Source organism: Mucilaginibacter sp. PAMB04168 (genome assembly GCF_039634365.2).
In the GTDB taxonomy this organism is placed as follows: domain Bacteria; phylum Bacteroidota; class Bacteroidia; order Sphingobacteriales; family Sphingobacteriaceae; genus Mucilaginibacter.
Window position 1 is genome coordinate 1,295,048 of the sequence record NZ_CP155079.2, and the last position, 19,189, is coordinate 1,314,236.

General features: G+C 44.3%; 15 protein-coding genes. 4 read left to right on the forward strand and 11 right to left on the reverse strand.

From position 1 onward, the window contains the following. Positions 1-229: 229 nt before the first annotated feature. Positions 230-2,902: a DNA gyrase/topoisomerase IV subunit A gene (locus ABDD94_RS05595; RefSeq protein WP_345955020.1), complete on the forward strand. Its 2,673-nt coding sequence runs from the start codon at positions 230-232 to the stop codon at positions 2,900-2,902. Positions 2,903-2,956: 54 nt separating this feature from the next. Here ABDD94_RS05595 and ABDD94_RS05600 read toward each other — a convergent pair whose 3' ends face one another. The 6 genes from ABDD94_RS05600 to ABDD94_RS05625 all read right to left on the reverse strand — a co-directional run bounded on the left by ABDD94_RS05600 (position 2,957) and on the right by ABDD94_RS05625 (position 9,483). Continuing rightward, entirely contained in the window at positions 2,957-3,295 is a 339-nt protein-coding gene (locus ABDD94_RS05600; protein WP_345948512.1) for a hypothetical protein, read from the reverse strand. Between the two features lie 85 nt (positions 3,296-3,380). After that, on the reverse strand, positions 3,381-4,247 hold the full coding sequence (locus tag ABDD94_RS05605; RefSeq protein WP_345955021.1) for an aldose 1-epimerase family protein: 867 nt from the start codon (positions 4,245-4,247) through the stop codon (positions 3,381-3,383). A 37-nt stretch (positions 4,248-4,284) separates the two neighbouring features. Beyond that, entirely contained in the window at positions 4,285-6,720 is a 2,436-nt protein-coding gene (locus ABDD94_RS05610) for a bifunctional YncE family protein/alkaline phosphatase family protein (RefSeq protein ID WP_345955022.1), read from the reverse strand. Between the two features lie 82 nt (positions 6,721-6,802). After that, positions 6,803-7,612 carry a 5'-nucleotidase, lipoprotein e(P4) family gene (locus ABDD94_RS05615; protein ID WP_345955023.1) on the reverse strand — a complete coding sequence of 270 codons (810 nt, stop codon included), beginning with the start codon at positions 7,610-7,612 and terminating at the stop codon, positions 6,803-6,805. Positions 7,613-7,715: 103 nt separating this feature from the next. Further along, the gene (gene msrA, locus ABDD94_RS05620) at positions 7,716-8,261 is read right to left on the reverse strand and encodes a peptide-methionine (S)-S-oxide reductase MsrA (RefSeq protein WP_345955024.1); all 546 of its coding nucleotides are present in this window, start codon (positions 8,259-8,261) and stop codon (positions 7,716-7,718) included. A gap of 178 nt (positions 8,262-8,439) precedes the next feature. Further along, on the reverse strand, positions 8,440-9,483 hold the full coding sequence (locus tag ABDD94_RS05625) for an NAD(P)-dependent alcohol dehydrogenase (protein ID WP_345948507.1): 1,044 nt from the start codon (positions 9,481-9,483) through the stop codon (positions 8,440-8,442). 251 nt (positions 9,484-9,734) lie between these two features. Between ABDD94_RS05625 and ABDD94_RS05630 the strand changes: the two genes are divergently transcribed. Next, the gene (locus ABDD94_RS05630) at positions 9,735-10,628 is read left to right on the forward strand and encodes a phytanoyl-CoA dioxygenase family protein (protein WP_345955025.1); all 894 of its coding nucleotides are present in this window, start codon (positions 9,735-9,737) and stop codon (positions 10,626-10,628) included. Between the two features lie 86 nt (positions 10,629-10,714). Here the strand turns inward: ABDD94_RS05630 and ABDD94_RS05635 are convergent, their stop codons facing one another. The 5 genes from ABDD94_RS05635 to ABDD94_RS05655 form a co-directional block, all read right to left on the reverse strand. After that, positions 10,715-11,008: a hypothetical protein gene (locus tag ABDD94_RS05635; RefSeq protein WP_345955026.1), complete on the reverse strand. Its 294-nt coding sequence runs from the start codon at positions 11,006-11,008 to the stop codon at positions 10,715-10,717. Positions 11,009-11,321: 313 nt separating this feature from the next. Continuing rightward, entirely contained in the window at positions 11,322-12,116 is a 795-nt protein-coding gene (locus ABDD94_RS05640; RefSeq protein ID WP_345955027.1) for a hypothetical protein, read from the reverse strand. A 475-nt stretch (positions 12,117-12,591) separates the two neighbouring features. Continuing rightward, positions 12,592-13,119, reverse strand: a complete 528-nt coding sequence (locus ABDD94_RS05645) for a HEAT repeat domain-containing protein (RefSeq protein WP_345955028.1) — start codon at positions 13,117-13,119, stop codon at positions 12,592-12,594. A gap of 106 nt (positions 13,120-13,225) precedes the next feature. After that, positions 13,226-15,574, reverse strand: coding sequence for a M1 family metallopeptidase (locus ABDD94_RS05650; protein ID WP_345955029.1), 2,349 nt, complete (start codon positions 15,572-15,574; stop codon positions 13,226-13,228). After that, the gene (locus ABDD94_RS05655) at positions 15,571-16,161 is read right to left on the reverse strand and encodes a HupE/UreJ family protein (RefSeq protein ID WP_345955030.1); all 591 of its coding nucleotides are present in this window, start codon (positions 16,159-16,161) and stop codon (positions 15,571-15,573) included. Before ABDD94_RS05655 ends, ABDD94_RS05650 begins: the two co-directional genes overlap by 4 nt. Before the next feature lie 69 nt (positions 16,162-16,230). Between ABDD94_RS05655 and ABDD94_RS05660 the strand changes: the two genes are divergently transcribed. Both ABDD94_RS05660 and galB read left to right on the forward strand, forming a co-directional pair. Further along, positions 16,231-16,710: a DUF6702 family protein gene (locus ABDD94_RS05660; RefSeq protein WP_345948501.1), complete on the forward strand. Its 480-nt coding sequence runs from the start codon at positions 16,231-16,233 to the stop codon at positions 16,708-16,710. Positions 16,711-16,756: 46 nt separating this feature from the next. Then, the gene (gene galB, locus ABDD94_RS05665; RefSeq protein WP_345955031.1) at positions 16,757-19,168 is read left to right on the forward strand and encodes a beta-galactosidase GalB; all 2,412 of its coding nucleotides are present in this window, start codon (positions 16,757-16,759) and stop codon (positions 19,166-19,168) included. The last annotated feature ends 21 nt before the right edge of the window (positions 19,169-19,189 follow it).

Consider the following 19,189-nt stretch of genomic DNA (forward strand, 5'->3'; position numbering starts at 1 on the left):
AATTGGTTAGTACAATTAAAACACCCTTTATGGGCATAGGTTTACAACAGACTGTAAATCAATGAAAAATTTGGCAAAATAAATAATATATTCATCCCCCAAAGCATATTAATGTTAGCCGATATATAGGTAATTTGCCTCGTTTTTAGTATATTTGGCTAATATTTTTAGCAATTGATTAACCCGGATAATGTTTAAAAAGATCAATCCGTCTTTTTAAGTTTTTAATATGTCAGATAATTTAGATTCTAACGAAAAGCTTCATAATATCATTCCGCTGGATGGCTTGTACGAGAACTGGTTTCTTGACTATGCTTCTTACGTTATATTAGATCGTGCTGTTCCGCATATATATGATGGTTTAAAGCCAGTACAACGCCGTATACTGCACTCGCTCAAAGAAATGGATGACGGGCGCTTCAATAAAGCAGCAAACGTAATTGGTAACACCATGAAGTATCACCCTCACGGTGATGCTTCTATTGGCGACGCTATGGTACAATTAGGCCAAAAAAATCTGCTTATTGATTGCCAGGGTAACTGGGGCCATCCCATTACCGGCGATTCGGCTGCTGCCCCGCGTTACATTGAGGCGCGGCTTTCCAAGTTTGCGCTCGATGTTGTTTTTAACCCCGATACTACCCAGTGGCAGGCCAGTTATGACGGCCGTAACCGCGAGCCTATTACACTGCCGGTGAAATTTCCGCTATTGCTGGCACAAGGGGCAGATGGTATTGCCGTAGGTTTGGCTACCAAAATTTTACCGCACAACTTTGTTGAGCTGATTGACGCGGCTATTGAGGTACTAAACGGCAACCGCCCTAACCTGTTACCCGATTTCCCGACTGGTGGTATGGCCGATGCCTCCAATTACAACGAAGGGCAACGCGGTGGCAAAGTGCGCATACGCGCCAAAATAATGGAGCGTGATAAAAAGACGCTGGTTATTACCGAAATTCCGTTCAGTACCAATACCGGCGGATTGATCGATAGTATCATCAGCGCTAATGAAAAAGGTAAGATCAAGATCAAAAAGATTGAAGACAATACTACCTGGGACCCGGAGATTATCATTCACCTTGCACCAGGCATATCGCCCGATGTTACTATCGATGCCTTGTACGCTTTTACTGATTGCGAAGTATCCATATCGCCCAATACCTGCGTAATTTTTGACGATAAGCCGCACTTTATGAGTGTGAATGATGTGCTTATTCAAAGTGCCAACCATACACGCGAGTTGCTTAAAATGGAGCTGGAGATACGCTTGCAGGAACTGAAAGAAAAAATATTCTTCAGTTCGCTGCTCAAGATCTTCATTCAGGAAGGCATGTACAAGCACCCCGACTATGAAACATCCGGAAACTTTGATGTAGTAGTAGAGGTTTTGAACCGTTTGTTTGAGCCGTTCTTTCCGCAGTTTTACCGCACCATTTTACCAGAAGATTATAAGCGGCTTATTGATAAGCCGATGAGCAGCATTACCCGCTTTGACGTAAAGAAAGCCGATGAGCAGATGAAGGCGCTCGAGAATGAGATCAAAGAGGTAAAGCATCATCTGAAGCATTTAACTGATTATGCCATTGCCTGGTTTACCAAGCTTAAAGAAAAATATGGTAAAGACCGTGGCCGTAGAACCGAACTACGGACTTTTGACCGGGTAGAAGCCGCACAGGTAGCGCTGGCAAATGTTAAGCTCTACGTAAACCGCGAAGATGGCTTTGTTGGTGCCGGACTGAAAAAGGACGAGTATGTATGCGATTGCTCAGATATAGATGAGATCATTGTATTCCGGTCAGACGGCAGGTGCATCATTACCAAGGTACAGGATAAAGTTTTTGTGGGTAAAGATATTATTCACGTTGCCGTATTTAAAAAGAACGATGAGCGTACCGTATATAACATGATTTATAAGGATGGCGAATCAGGTACTACGTTCATCAAGCGTTTCTCGGTAGTAGGTGTGACTCGCGATAAGGAGTATGATTTAACCAAGGGTACAAAAGGAACAAAAGTGTTATACTTCTCAGCCAATCCTAATGGGGAGGCTGAGGTGGTGAACATACAGCTTAAGCCGCACTCTAAGCTTAAAAAGCTACAGTTCGACGAAGACTTTGCTGCTATAGCAATTAAAGGCCGTAGTTCTATAGGCAACCAGGTTACCAAATATCCGGTTAAAAAGATTCTGTTAAAGAGCAAAGGTGTGTCTACACTGGCCGGGCGCAAAATTTGGTATGATGATATACTGAAACGCCTGAATGTTGATGGCCGGGGCCGTTACCTGGGTGAGTTTGACGGTGAAGATAAAATACTCACTATACTGAGCAACGGCGTGTACGAATTAACCAGCTTTGATCTGAATAACCACTTTGATGACAAAATGCAGATTATCGAAAAGTACGATCCTGAAAAGGTATACTCGGTAGTGCACTATGACGGTAAATCCAAAAATTACCTGGTTAAGCGTTTTATATTCGAAAATACGGTTATTGGTAAGCAAGGCAGCTTCATTAGTGAAGAAAATGGCTCAAAGCTCATCCTTATATCAGGCGCGGCGCAGCCGGTGGTTAAGGTAGAGCAGTTAAAAGGTAAAGCACAGGTGCTTGAGCTGGTAGAATTAAATCTTACTGATTTGATTGATGTAAAAGGCATGAAAGCTATGGGTAACCGTCTTTCGGCGCACGTGGTGCAAACCGTACAGCTGATAGCCGAGCATGACGACGCCGAAGATGTGCCCGACCCTTCACCCGCATCAGTAGCCGACACCCAGGTGCTGGCAGATGTTACGCAGGAAAAGGAGGAGCCGGATACTAATCCTGAAACTGCTGCCAAGATCATAGGCTTAGAAATTACTAATCCAGATGATATAGATTTAAGTAAAGGACAATTAGGATTGTTCTAAAACAAAAAAGAGGGACCGTAAAGTCCCTCTTTTTGTTTATGCGATTGGAGCCGATTACAGGATCAGGATCAACACTAAAATGATGATAATTATAGCACCAACTGAAAGATAGATACCACCACCGGTTGCAGCAGCGTTAGCTTCTTTTTTCAGGTCTTTTAACTCAGCTCTTAAAGCTTTGCGCTCTACTTTGCTTAATTGAGATTTGTCCATTGAGCGGATTTCGTCTACACGCGCTTTAATTTCCTCTACGCGGGCATTTCTTTCTTCAACGGTTTTGGTGGCATAATACTCTTTGTAGTTAACGCCATTGTCGTTAGTTGCAGCTTGAGATGTAAAAGCAACAAAGCTTAACATCAAAACGGTCATTAGTAAATAAATTTTCTTTTTCATGTGATTGTAGATTAATTGTACTGATTGCAAAACTGCTTTACGGAGTATAAAGTTTTAAAAAAGTTCAACTAATATTATTTTCATGTTAAATACTAATATAATATGGGGCTTCAAACACATGCCCTTTGTCCAGCTTTTGGATGGCTGGCTTGTGGCTAATATCAACCGGTTCTCCTACCGCATCAGCGTAACCCAACCATGGTTCTATACATACAAAATCTGCCCCGGGCTTAGCCCATATGCCTAAATGCTTATAGTATGGAAACTCCACAGACAGGGTCTCGTTATGAAGTGTCGATTTGATAGTAATCAGTTTTGATTTAATATCTTTAAAAACCAAGGCATCGTCTTTGAACAGGTCGCGCGTTAAGTGCAGCTTATTGCCGTCCAATTCAATTGGCCTTGTTTCACCTGTAAAGAAGCCGTCGGCCGATAATAGGTGACTTTCCAGTTTTTCCGTAGATTCAAACTCCAGGTGATAATCTTCGTACCGGCCCTTGCCCTTAAAAGGAACATTAAATGCCGGGTGCCCACCCACCGAGAAGTAGATCGTTTTCGTATCCTGATTAATTACTTTGTAAGTAACACGAAGCGCATTCTCGATAAGCGTATATAATACCTGAAAAGAAAAGTGATAGGGATATACATCCAGGGTATCATGGTTGGAAGTCAAGTCGAGCACTGCATGTTCATGGTCAGCCTCGGCCACCGTAAATTCTGATTGACGGGCAAAGCCATGCCGGGGTAAAGTATAACTATTACCGTCTACATGTAATTGGTTGTTCACCAATCCACCCACCACCGGGAAAAGGTTAGGGGCATGCCATGGCCAAATATCTGCGTTGGCTTGCCACATATGTTCGGTTTGGGTAGCTTTGTTATACAGTGAGGCCAACTGTGCACCTTTAGTGGTAATAGATACCTTAAGATACTCATTCTCGATAGTAATCATAGACTTGGTATTATGTAGATAATGCTAAATTAGTAATTTAATCATCATCGTCGTCACCTTTCTTTTTGGCTTCGAGTATTACAAAGGCGCTTCGTTTGGGTGCCGGCATAACAGCTTTTTCGCCTTTTACGTATTTCCAAACCACCTCGTTAAGCTCCAGGTCGGGTATGGCGTCCTCTTTGGCAAAGTTGAAGAATTCCGACCGCTTGCTGCTTTCGTTAATAGCTACATTGCGTTTTTCCAAATCAACAGAGGCCTGCTTTTTTAAGTAAGAGCTGAAGTCGGGCTTGGCAGTAAAGCACTCATATAAAGGAATTGCAGCAGCATCATACTGGCTCATAGGGGGTAAGCCCAATATCAACTCAATAGTACGCAATACGCCCGAGGTAGAATACATCTGGCTAACCACAGCATTTCGCTTTACATAAGGGCCTGCTATAAATGCTGGCGAGCGGTGTGCATCTACATGGTCGGGGCCGTTTTGAGCATCATCTTCCAATATAAAAACCACCGACTCTTTCCATACCGGGCTTTTAGACAGGTGCTCCAGTATCATGCCAATAGCCTGATCATTATCAGCAACAGCAGCGGTAGGGGAGTACTTGCCCTTCTTTTGCCCGCTGGTATGGTCGTTTGATATGCGTATGGTATTAAAGCGTGGTACAGCATTGATGTTTAAAAGGGAGTCAAAATCCTGGGCCCAAAGTCGGGCACGCAAAACATCCTTAATATCCATGTTAAAGCCCGGCGAGTGCGGAGCAACATGGCCTCTAAGCGATTTAATGTTAGCTTTACCATATTCGCCAAACTCACCGTAAGTGCGATAGCTAATTCCGGCACGCTTGCAGTAATCCCAAATAAAGCCATCGCGTGGGTAAGCTGCCTGGCGCGAGCCCTCAAAATCATAAGTGCCGCCCCGGTTGCCATAGCTGGTAGGCCAGTTTTTTTCCACAAAATCGGTAGCATAAGCGGCGGTGCTCCAGTTGTGTCCATCGGCACTTACCTCGGCATTCACATAAAAATTATCGAGCAGCACAAAGTTGCTGGCTATGGCATGGTGGTTAGGCGTTACCTTTTGTCCAAATATGCACAAGGAGGTATCCCCATTGCCATTGGGCATATCGCCCAAAACCTGATCATATGTACGGTTCTCCTTAATAATGTAGAACACATACTTCATAGGCGATTTATCACCAGGCTTGCGCGGAACAGGGTTGCCCGCTTCGCCAGCTGCCATTACCTCTTTTTGCTTATCAAAAGGCGTATTTGCATATACCTGGTGCGTATAAGCTTTCAATTGTTCAGGACCGGGCCGGTCAATCATCGACAAGGTGCCTTTAAATAGACCGCCAATGTACTGCTCCCGGCTATTGATAGAGCCTATATGGTGCCCGCTGTTATCTGTTTTGCTTAAAGGCTGTGGGCCGTTAGGATTAGCCATTGAGGCAAAACCTTTACCATTGGCTACTAAAAGTTTATTACCCAATACTTTTACGTTGGTTGGATACCAGCCCACCGGAATAAACCCACGGCTTTGGCTGGTACCTGGCTTAGTAACATCAAAAACAGCCAAACAGTTGTTATCGGCGTTGGCTATGTAAAGGGTTTTGCCGTCGGCAGATAAAGCAAGTCCGTTGGTAGTGGCACCGGTTAGCTTGGTAGGGTACAAAGCTGCCGAGATAGTTTCAATAACCTTTTGTGTTTGGGTATTGATAACCGATACACTGTTATCATTTGCATTAGCTACGTACAGTAAAGTGTTCTTCTTGTTTAGCAGCAGCTCATTGGGGTGGCTGCCGGCTTTAATGCTTTTGATGATGCGCTGGCTCTGGGTGTCATAAATGGCCACCTTCTCGCCGCCCCATAAAGATATATACAGCGTTTTTTCATCTGCAGAAAGCAGGCAGGTATAGCTCTCGGCTGCTAATTTAAGCTGATTAATAATTTGCCCGGTTTGCGGGTTAAGTACGTACAGGCTGCTATCTTCTTTGGTTACTACATAAAGCTTGTTATTGGCTTTGTTAAGGGCCATACCGGTTGGACCAACCTTATTAGGCCAGGGTTTGCCAAGGCGTAGCGTGTCGGGCTTATTTAACTTGTCGTTCTTCAAATCAAAGCGGTAGATCCAGTTATCATTACCGCCAGAAGCGTAGAGGTATTTTTCATCATCACTAAAAGCCAGGCCATACCATGATTTAGCCACTTTACGCTGGGCCAGTTGCTTCTCGCTTTTTGGATCTATAAGTTGTATGGATTGCGTGCTTTGGCCATTATTGGTAACTGCCAGCAAGCGGCCAGATGATGATAGTTGGATGTTTAGTGGCAAATCGCCCAGGGGGAGCGACCGACCGGCAGGGCTCAGTTTCCAGCCGTTGGGCAGTAACACCTGCCCTGTGGCTGTTTTGCCCGGCATTTGTGCACAAGCCCAAAATGATAACAGTAAGCCTGCGCTTAAAAGCAGTAGTTTTTTCATAATAGCAGAAGACCTTTACTAGCCAAAAATACTGCTTAACACGGGCAATATATGCCATTAACAAAAACTTAACAATAGCTTATTAATTAGCAAACTTAAGGCGCGATTTTATGATCGAATCGCGCTGGGCGGGTGTAAGCTTGTAATTAAAGTTAAACAAAGCGCCTTCCCAATCGCCATAAGACGGATTTGGGAGTACAATATATTTGCTGCCAAACTGCCGCGTAAGTTGTCTAGTGGTGGCGTTCCGGCTTTGCTCTGCCGGATGGTTATCATACAGCTTATCAAAATCGGCCAGGTTATCGCCGCATAGCAATATAATATTATACTTGTTCAGCACCTGCAACCGGCGGCTCTCCTTGCTTGAACTGCCCAATTTAAGCATTAAGTGTTCTGTATCGGCGTTGGGCATGTTGTAGCGTTGCAGGTTTTTTAAAGTGCCGTTACGTTCATCTTCATCGCGGTTGGTGATGTAAAATACCGTTACACCTTTGCTGGCGGCGTATTTAAAAAAGCCCGGTGCTCCGGCAACGGTGTCACAATCGGCTTTGGCGGTCCACTGTTTCCAGGTGGCTGCATCATATTCCTGGTTATTGAAAGCACGCTGTGCATCATAAGGGCTGTTGTCTAATACTGTTTCATCAATATCAGTTACTACAGCCAATGGCTTAGTGCCGGGGTTTTTAAGTGCTTCATCTAACCGCAGTTTAGCCAGGTTATAAGCCTGAAAACACAGCGCCCTGTATTCGGCCGCCCGTTGCTGCCATAAAGATGCCCATACCTTGCCGTTATTTACGGTCGAGGCACCTGGAGTAGTTACCGTAGTGCGGGTAGCACTGCAGGCAGACAGTATAGTGAGACTTATAAGAAAGCAGGAGTAGCGATTGTTCATGATAACTATTTTGTAGTGCCAAAGCTACTCAAACCGCTGCTAAACAAAAAGGTCATTGCTTCAATGAAGTAGCAATGACCTTGTGTTATAATATATGAAACCCTTACAACAACTCGGGTTTTACTTTTTCGGTGAATTGCCGGGCAAACTTGTTAAGCTTGGGCTGAATTACAAAAGCGCAGTAAGGCTTGGTTGGGTTATCATTAAAATAGTTTTGATGATAATCTTCGGCCTCGTAAAATTCGCCGATGGGCGTTACCTCAGTTACAATTGGTTTGTCAAACACGTGCTCATTGGTGAGGCGTTCGATCATGGCTTCGGCCTGCTGCTTTTGATCATCGTTATGATAAAAAATAGCCGAACGATATTGTGTGCCCACATCATTGCCCTGGCGGTTAAGCGTGGTAGCATCATGTGTTTTAAAGAACACCAGCAATAGTTCCTCAAAGCTTACCTCGTCGGCATCATAGTTCAGTTCAATTACTTCGGCATGGCCGGTATCACCCTCGCAAACCTGCATGTAGGTTGGGTTATCAACATGGCCGCCTGTATATCCTGACCGTACACTTTGTACGCCTTTAACTGCTTGAAAAATGGCCTCGGTACACCAAAAGCAACCGTTGCCAAATGTGGCTTTCTGTAAGTTCATAACCTTAGTGTACGAAAAGTATGCCAGTTTAATTTCACGTCAGTCGGCTACGTGTAAGTTTGTTTATAAGGCGCTATTTTTAGTTATGGTTTTTTATTATGGGAATTGGCTGGTGATTGGCCTAAAATTAAAAAGCCGGTTTTGCCGGCTTTTTAATTTTACAGAGGAGTACTTCAATTTACAGAGAAGCCATATCTATCACAAAGCGGTAATGTACATCACCAGCCAGGGTGCGCTCGTAAGCTTCGTTAATCTGGCTAATGTCTATCACTTCCACATCTGACGTTATGTTATGTTCTGCGCAGTAATCAAGCATTTCCTGGGTCTCTTTGATACCACCAACCAGCGAGCCAACCAGGCTGCGGCGGCCCATAATTAGTGGGAACGCCGCCACCGGCGATGGTTCTGCAGGTGCTCCTAATAATATCATCACTCCATCCGTTTTAAGCAAAGCCAGATATTCATTATAATCGTGCTGTGCCGATACAGTGTCGATAATAAAATCGAAGCTATTGGCCAGGCCTGCCATCGTGTCTTTATCGGTGGTAAGCTTAAAGTGGTGCGCACCTAACTCGGTAGCATCTTTCTCTTTACTTGCCGAACGACTTAACATTGTTACCTCAGCACCCATAGATGCCGCCAGCTTAACGGCCATGTGCCCTAAACCGCCTAATCCTACAACGGCCAACTTATCGCCCGCTTTTACACCCCAGTGGCGCAACGGCGAGTAAGTTGTTATGCCGGCGCATAGTAATGGCGCTACTTTTTCGAGGGGCAACTTGTCTGATACGGAAAGAACGAAGTGCTGCGTAACCACAATATGGCTTGAGTAACCGCCCTTGGTAACGTACTGTTTATCCTGACTTAAGGAGTTATAGGTTTGCGTATGCCCGTTTTCGCAGTATTGTTCAAGGTCGTTGTTGCAATTTGTACAATGCCTGCACGAATCAACAAAGCAGCCAACACCAACTGTGTCGCCTTCTTTAAACCGTGTAACGTTATTGCCTACACGGGTAACTTTACCCACAATTTCGTGACCAGGAACGGCTGGGTAAACTGTACCGCCCCACTCATTACGGGCGGTATGAATGTCAGAGTGGCAAACGCCACAATATAATATTTCAATCTCCACATCTTCTGCTTGAGGTTCGCGTCGTTCAAACGAGTATGGAGAAAGAGGTTGGTCTGCTGCAGGTGCAGCATATGCTTTTACTAAGGTCATAAATGTATTGTTTTTGCAAAAATGAACAGTTAGCGTTTAACTTTTGCTTGCGCAAAGTAATATTAAATAAAACTCAGCTATTTTATGCCAATTTAAAAAAGTTAAATACACCCGGATTTGGAGTTTTCTGCGTGATGTTTTGTGCTTTTTTCTCACTTTTCTTCACATATTTTACAACTTGTGAGCGATTGATTAAACATTGGATATAGCCGAACATTTCGCGCTACATTGTGTATGTAAAAGCCATCATAATGGCCATATATTTTCACAATCCGAATCATCATATGCTGAACACCTACGAATTTGAAAGAGACGGGTTTGCGGGTCCGTTTCCTATCAACAATAAGCAGGAAGCCGATCTATTGGTATCCAGGGAGAAACGCTGGTCTGATTTGTTGCTGCCTTATGTAAAAGGCAGGCATACTATGAACAAAACCATTGCCGATATTGCCTCTCAAACTGAGATTATAGGCCGTATCAAAACCTTACTGGGCAACGATATACTCTTATCTGGCAGCCAGGTCATTAAACAAAGTCCGGGGGTTATACATCCATGGCATGTAGATATCGAACACCAGGCATGGAACGGCGTAACGGTTTGGGTTGCGCTCCGCAACGTAAAACCCCGGGAGTGCATGAAGGTAATATCGGGCTCGCATTTATTCGGCTTTAGTCCGGATGATTTGAAAAGCAGTGGTGTAGATACAAGCAACGATGCGGAGCTTTTACAATTGGCAAAAAGTGAAAATCCTGCTGCCGAACTGGTTGAACTAAATATAGCCGACGGTGAATTCTTTGTGTTTTCGGGCAAGCTATGGCATGCCACGAGCAATAACACCACCCACAAACGCCATGCACTGTTGTTGCAATACTGCCGCCCCGATCAAAAGGCCAGGGTATTGAACAGTTTTGCACTACCCAAAATTGTATGGCAAAAAACCCAGGCAGAGTGCCTGTTAGTAAGCGGAACCGACCAGTATAAAGTGAATAAGCTGATCAGGTATAAAAGCATCGGCAACTTACCCCGAAAGGCAAAGGCCGTAGGGGTTTATCTATTCAGGAACTTATACCAGCGAAGGCATAAACTAACTGCGGGTATGTTAAGTTACATTATAGCTGCCTTTTCAGAACTTTTTGCTAGTTAAATCAATAGCAGGCGTTTAAGAGCATTATGTCTTAATATCACAGTATGGGTGTGTGCCCTTACTTGGCTTTGTGCTTGCCTGCTGTATTAAATAAGTGCTTGTTGAGTGCGCATATTTTTGATCAGTTCCCAGCTTCGGGCATCATATTCAAAAACAATTGCATCCCGGCCAGCAAGTTTACGGTGAGTGTATAAGCCTCTTGTTAGGATAGTGTTTTGAGGCGTTTGCCAATTACCGGCCGACATTAAAATAAAAGTGTTAACCCGTACACCTTTGTTAAATATGGCTACGCTTTTCTTTTCGGGTTCCTTGGTATTTTCGAAGTGTATCGCAGATCCGTTGGGATGATAACTGTTTTTAACTTTTAATAATCTAACCATACGCAAATCCTTCCATGCAATTGTTCTTCTCCAAAAAAGCGAATAGGCCGTAACTCCTCTTTTATCAATTATTATTAAAGGCAAAGCAGAGGAAGTTAATAGCCAGCTTTCAAAGATTAATAAAGCTAATAGAGCCGGCATATAAAGTATATTCTCTGACGTGAAGTAGCTCGCCCCGCGTTGGGCGAGTATAAATATTCCCTGCGCAATCATGCTCAAGACTATTAAAAGAAAGAGCAAGGCAATGGTATTCAAGAAAATGTTGTTAGAAAAAAGACGGTACGTTGTTTTCATGCCAATTTTACAATGCTGTTTACCACACGTCATAAAATCGGCTTCGAAGCTTGGCAACACCCTCCCATATACAAACCACACCTGCCAGTGCCAATATGGTAAACGAAAATGTTATTTGATGCCTTACCATATATAATATGGACAGCAGGCTTGTTGCGACGCCAATGAGCAGTAAAATGATGCTTTTAATACGCCTGGACCGGAGCTGAGCGCTGGTAAGGGGTATTTGCTTAACAGGTCCTTTCCGGTGCACCTGGTTTTTTACCTGCGCAATTTTTCTGAATCCGGGCGATTGCTTTTCAAAGTCACCGGCGTATCCGGTTAAACTATATTTTACATCGCCTTCGAAGTTACCACTGATGGGTTTGACGTTTTTTTGCTCTATACAGCTTAGCTGCATCATAAGCGTGTCGATAAATTTCTCTATCCCTGAAAAATCAGCTAAAGCAATAATATCAAGCTCCAAATCGTCGCCGGGTTTAAGGTGCTGGGTAAGGTAAGTTATAAAGTCGCTAAACAATTCGGCCACATGCGGAAAGGAGCTGTGAATAAATGGAACGGCCGCTTGCGCATTTTTTATGGCCTGTGTGCCCGGCACTTTAATATGGGTAGCTCCGGGATGAGCATCCATGTACTGCTCATAAGCAGCTTCATCTTCCCAAGCCTTGGCGGCTTTTTCCATTTCGGGAACTTTCGCTTGCAGATCTGACTTCCTGATAAGCGTGAGCCAGAAAAACGGAATCATGTTTTTGATTTCGGCCAGTACTTCGCGATGGCCGTTGGTTGACCGAAAAAGGTAAGTGCGTTGACTCATGACAAAAGCTTCAGCTATAGCATTATAACGGGAAAGCCCGAGCTTTGTTCAGTCACTTAGTTGTGCGTGCTGTTGTGAATGGAATAGGTATAGGAGGATTGTTGCGGTGATAACGCCGACCACAAGCCTGAAAAGGTTAGCAACGATCTAAGTATCCTTTATTTTTTTTATAAATGTCCCATATAATTTTATTTTTCAATGGTAGCGTTGTTGCCTTGTGCTGATAAAGGTTTACGTCGTAAAGCTTATTTAGTCAGCCTACTGTATCAACGAACTTATACAAGGCTGGTCTTACTTTTGCGATTGATATAGAATGACAATAAGCGTATTTTTTGAAGAAAAGTTCGTAGTACTTTTTAGCGATCGGGGGTGTAGCTTTGTGAAATAAGAACAATCAGGTAATCCAAGCTTTTATTATTCATTATATCTATATTATTTAATTAGAGGTAACGCGGCATGATGGTTAGCACTTAGACTACTTCTGTAAATGTAACATATATGAATTTACAAAATCTTCTATATCCTCTTTTGATCTTTCAAAATTAGGACACAATTCAGGATGAGATTGAATATAGCTCCATTTGTCTTGAATGTTTAACAGGTCAGCTTTACTAAACTCAAAAGCTTGTTCATCAAGAATAATAGCTACGCTAACCTTGACCTCATAGTCGCCGTAAAAAAGTAAATCAAATATATCCAAAAGCCTAGTAGAGCAATCTAGGGCTAGTAAAGCAAAAACGAGTGTCCCGTTTCTATTAATGTTTTCTTGTTTTTTAATCGTTGTAAGTAATGGCTCAAGCGCACGATTATCACCAATATCATGTAAACCAATAGCAGCACGGTTAAAAATAAGGGGATTAGGATGGTCCAAAAGCGTAATTAAATAATCAAGAGCAGTTTTTTTATCCAGCCTTATAAAACTGTCAATAGCATTGCTGCCTTGTTCTATATCATCTGATAATATTTTGGCTTTTAAAAGATCGATTGGATCGTTCTGAAGCATAATGAAAAAAGCTTTTTACAACTCAATAAATGGTCTTTTCAGCATGAATAAGACTGTAAAAGCAAACTTAAACAAAAAAAGCCGGTCTCTCAACCGGCTTTCTCTTTTATGGTGTTGTCTTTCTCGAATCCTGCATCGGGTTGCCGCCGGTGCTGGCGCCCCGTATGGTATTTTGCTGTTTAAACAGCTCAAACCGGGTTGGGGTATATTGTTGCGGCCAACTGTTGTTGCCTTCGTTTATGTCGGCGGTTTCGCGGTAAGGGTCTAACCGTATGCTTTTTACCTCTTTGGTTTTGGCAAACACTTTAGTTACGTTCAGCTCATTGTGGCGCCAAATATAAGCCGATATTTTTTCAAGCTCTTTGCTGCCGTCGGCATAAGTCCACTCAATAAACAGTGGCATAGGCAGGCCGCCCTTGTTGCTAAAGCTTAGTTCGTAAAAATAGTTTTGGCTATCATACAGCTTGCGTTCTTCGGGGCTTAAGGCATTATACATGGCCTTGTAGCTTTGCTCGGTCATAGGTGTGGCGGCAAAGCGGTCCCACTTACTGTAAAAATCCTGAAGGGCAGTGTCGGCCTCTACGGCAAAACGGGTGCCGGCAGCTTTGTTACGAGTGGTGCTAATGTTGGTTAGGTTACGGTCAAACTGGGCACGGTCGTAATTGCCTTCTACCTGCGGGTTTTTGGTGTTGAGGCGGTAGTATTTCACACTGTCTATAGAAATATCAACCGGATTGGTTCCATAGAACCAGCCGCGCCAAAACCAGTCCAGATCCACGGCCGAGGCATCTTCCATGGTACGGAAAAAGTCCGACGGGGTAGGGTGGTGAAAAGCCCAGCGCTTGGCGTAAGTTTTAAATGCATAGTCGAACAGTTCGCGGCCCATCACCGTTTCGCGCAGCACGTTCAACGCAGTAGCAGGTTTAGCGTAGGCATTTGGTCCAAAGCGCTGTATGTTCTCCGAGTTGGTCATGATAGGCTCCAGCTCGTTTTTAGGCAGTTTCATGTAATCTACAATCTTGTACGCCGGACCACGGTTAGACGGGAAAGTAGGATCCCATTCCTGCTCGGTTAAGTACTGGCAAAAAGTGTTCAAGCCTTCATCCATCCAGGTCCACTGGCGCTCGTCGGAGTTCACGATCATCGGGAAGAAGTTATGACCCACTTCGTGAATAATTACGCCAATCATACCATTCTTGGTAGCCTCGCTATAAGTGCCATCCTTTTCGGCACGGCCGTAATTAAAGCAAATCATGGGGTACTCCATACCGTTGCTGGCCTCAACTGATGTTGCACAAGGATAGGGGTAAGGAATGGTGTATTTTGAGTAGGTTTTCACTGTATGCGCCACTACCTTGGTGCTGTAACGGCGGTAAAGTGGATAAGCCTCAGGCCCGTAAACCGACATAGCCATTACCTTGCGGCCGCCATCAATTTGGGTAGCCATAGCATCCCACACCACCCGGCGCGACGATACCCATGCAAAATCGCGTACGTTTTCGGCATGCCAGTTCCACACCTTGCGTGCAGTGGCATGGCCTTTTAAAGCGTTGCGGGCTTCTGCTAATGTTACCACCTCAACTGGTTCTTTATAAGAGGTTTGTGCCTGCTGCCAGCGTTTGTACTGGGCTGCGCTCAATACCGCGCTGTAGTTAGAGCACTGGCCGGTAGCATCTACCACGTGGTCGGCTGGTACGTTAATGGCTACTTTAAAATCGCCAAAGGTTAACGCAAACTCGCCACGGCCGGTAAACTGCTTGTTTTGCCAGCCCTGAAAATCGCTATACACAGCCATGCGGGGGTACCACTGCGCCATCGTGTACAGGTAGTTCTTATCCTCGGGGAAGTACTCGTAACCACCGCGGCCACCAATGGTTAGGCGGTCGGATATGTTGTACCACCAGGCAATCTTAAATGTAAATTTTGCGCCCGGTGCCAAAGTTTGCGGCAGCTCAATACGCATCATGGTTTGGTTAATGGTGTATTTAAGCGGATTGCCGGCGGCATCTTTAGCGCTCACAATATGGTTACCCAAATCGAGGTTGTGGCCCATAATGCTTTGCAACTGGCGCAGGCTCATTTTATCCTGCATACGGCTCTCGTCAAACTTGGCGCTTTCGGCATCTTTTTTATGCTCATTCTCGTCAAGCTGTAACCAAAGGTAAGTTAACGGGTCGGGCGAATTATTATAATAAGTAATAGTTTCGGTACCGTCCAGGCGCTGCTTCTCATCATCCAGCTTAGCTACAATATCATAGTCAGCTTTCTGTTGCCAGTATTTGGGTCCTGGTGCGCCCGATGCCGAGCGGTACATATTAGGGTCGGCCAGGTAGGTGCTGCCTAACTGTTCGAACTTATTGCCGTGGTTTGACCCCGGGTTGTTTTGAATTTGCTGGGCTTGTGTTGCAGCGGAAAGCAAGAGCGAGCCAGCTAGTAAGTAGTAAAATTTTTTCATCGAAAATGAATAAGAGCATAGCGCTCAATGCACATAATTAACGCTATGCCAAATATAGCAGATGACAGGAATAATGTCCATTCGCGCCGCTGAATTTTAGCGATATTGAGTAAAATAAATGATACGATTAGGATGCAGAGTACAATGAGCACCTGCCCAAACTCTAGCCCTACATTAAAGGCCAGTAATTGGGCCGTAATATTGGTATTGCTTCCTAACAGGCTTTTTAAATAGTTTGAAAAGCCTAATCCGTGTATAAGGCCAAAAAACAATGCCAGTATGTAAGACAGCCGCACGGTGGTGTTTGATCGCTTCTTTTTAATGATATTAATTAAGCTGGTGATAACAATGGTAACCGGTATCAAAAACTCAATAAGCGAGGTGTTAACATGTATAATGTTCAGTGCACTAAGGGCCAGGGTAATGGAATGGCCTATGGTAAAGGCGGTAACTAAAACAAGCACTTTACGCCAGTCGGACAGTAAATAAGTACCGCAGAGGACCATCACAAACAGGATATGATCGTATCCCTGCCAGTCGCAGATGTGCTGCCAGCCCAGCTCAAAATATAAAGAGAAATCGCGCATCGGCTCAAAATAAAAATTACCGATAATAATAACTTAATTTGTGCAAAAAGCGAATAACTTTATACGAAGATGTTACAATGCCTGATAGTTGCTTTCCTGAACGTTTTCCACCCGTTTTATGTAAGCGTTACCGAAATAAATCATAATGCTAAAACGCAGTCGATCGAAATTAGCTGCCGCATGTTTTATGATGATTTGGAGCATGTGCTTGAGAAACAATACCGTACGCAACTGGATATTGTAAAGCCTAAAAACAAAGAACAGCTTAAGCAGATGCTGAACGATTATATTCATAAACATTTGATCGTTAAAGTGGACGGCAAGGTGCTTAACCCCGCCTTTTTAGGATACGAAATTCAGGAAGATGGCGCCTGGAGTTACCTGGAGGTAAAAGGCATTAGCAAGGCTCAAAAAATTGAAGTGCACGATGACCTTTTATATACCGAACATGACGAGCAAATAAACATGCTGCACGTTATTGTTAAAGGCGAGCGCAAAAGCACCAAGCTGGATAACCCAAATGCAAATGCCAATTTTAGCTTTAACTAAACAACCGACCAATTATAAACCTGTTATGATAAACCGTTACTTTAAAATGTTAACAGCAATAATCTTGCTGTTTACCAGTGCCACCGTTGGCCATGCGCAAACCGGCCGTAAGGTTGAAAATTTTAACACCGGCTGGACCTTTCATTTAGGTGATGCCGGCGGTGCTGAGCAAGCCAGTTTTAAAGATGAGCAATGGCGTAAGTTAAACCTGCCCCACGACTGGAGCATTGAAGGAACCTTTAGCAAAGATAATCCTGCCACACCCGAGGGCGGCGCATTGCCGGGCGGCATTGGCTGGTACCGCAAAACATTTATCGTGCCGCAAACACTGCAAGGCAAGCAGGTATATATTGATTTTGATGGAGTTTACCAAAAAAGCACCGTTTGGATCAACGGGCATCAGCTGGGTTTCAGGCCTAATGGTTATATCTCCTTTAGGTATGATTTAACGCCTTATCTGAACTTTGGCGGGCAGCAGAATGTAATTGCCGTAAAAGTTGATAACAGCGTACAGCCTAACTCGCGCTGGTACAGTGGGTCGGGTATTTACCGTAATGTTTGGCTGGTAAGTACTGGCAAAATAGCTATCAATCATTGGGGTACTTATGTAGTTACGCCACAAGTGAGTGCTGCAAAAGCTACCATTAAATTTGCGGTGAGTCTTAAAAATTCCACAGGCGCTAAACAAAGTATAGAGATCAAAACACGTGTTTTAGATGCAGCTGGTGCAACTGTTGCTGCTTTTGGCACAACTGGTTATCAGCTAAACGACACTGCCGGTACGCATGTACAAGATGTAGTCCTTAACAATCCGCGTTTGTGGTCAACAACTAACCCTTACTTGTACAAAGCGGTTACCCAAATAATGCATAACAAACAGGTAGTTGATACTTACACTACACCGCTGGGCATCCGTTATTTTAGCTTTGATAAAGATAAAGGCTTCTTCCTGAACGGTAAGAATATGAAGCTGCTGGGCGTGTGTAACCACCATGATCTGGGCAGCCTTGGTGCCGCTGTTAATATGCGTGCGTTAGAGCGCCAGCTGGAGATATTGAAAAGCATGGGTGTTAATGCTATCCGTACTTCGCACAATCCGCCTGCACCTGAGCTGTTAGACCTGTGCGACCGCATGGGCTTTTTGGTAATGGACGAAGCATTTGACGTATGGCGCAAGGAGAAGGCAAAATATGACTACCATTTATATTTCGACGAGTGGCATACCCGCGACCTGGCCGATCAGTTATTGCGCGACCGTAACCATCCCAGCATTATTATGTGGAGCGTAGGCAACGAGATACGCGAGCAGGCAGATAGCACCGGGATAGCTATAGCGCATGACTTGGCACGTACCGTACGCCAATATGATGTTACCCGGCCAATTGTTACGGCTAACGACAGGCCGTCGAGCGGAAACTTCATCGTAAAATCGGGCGAGTTTGAACTGGTAGGTTATAACTATCACCACCGCGAGTATGAAAAGTTTCATGAGACTTTCCCTGGCAAGATATTTATTGGTACCGAAACTACATCGGCGCTGGAAACCCGTGGCGTGTATGATATGCCGTCAGACAGTATACGTCGCTGGCCAAATAATAAGGATAGCCAGAACGGGGTAGGGACGATGAACGAAGATTTTACCGTATCGGCTTATGATAACGTTTCGGCGCGATGGGGCTCTACACATGAGGAAACCTGGAAGCTGATTAAAAAACATGATTATCTGAACAGCATGTTCATCTGGACAGGCTTTGATTACCTGGGCGAGCCTACGCCTTACAGTTGGCCGGCACGCAGCTCTTATTTTGGTGTGATAGATCTGGCCGGATTTCCTAAAGATATTTTTTACATGTACCAGGCCGAGTGGACCAGTAAGCCGGTACTGCACATTTTTCCGCATTGGAACTGGAAACCGGGCAAAACGGTTGACGTGTGGTCCTATTATAATAACGCCGATGAGGTGGAACTGTATCTGAACGGCAAATCATTAGGCATCCGCAAAAAAACAGGTGATGATTTGCATGTAATGTGGCGTGTGCAATACCAGGCTGGCACGCTCAAAGCGGTATCGCGTAAAAATGGCAAAGTAGTGTTAACCCGCACCATTAATACTGCCGGCGCTCCGGCTCGTATAGAGCTGGTGGCCGATCGCAAACAAATAAAGGCAGACGGGCAGGACCTTTCTTTTGTGACAGTACGCATATTGGATGCTGCCGGTAACGTGGTACCCGACGCCACCAATCAGGTTAATTTTAACCTGCAGGGTAAAGGCTTTATAGCCGGCGTTGATAACGGCGACCCTCTAAGTCATGACCCGTTTAAGGCAAATTATCGCAAGGCATTTCATGGTTTGGCGCTGGCCATAATTCAATCAGCTGGTAAGCAGGCGGGTACAATAACACTTACTGCAACGGCTGATGGATTGCCCGCGGCCAAATTAATATTACAGGCTAAATAAGTATTGTTTACAAAAGCTTAT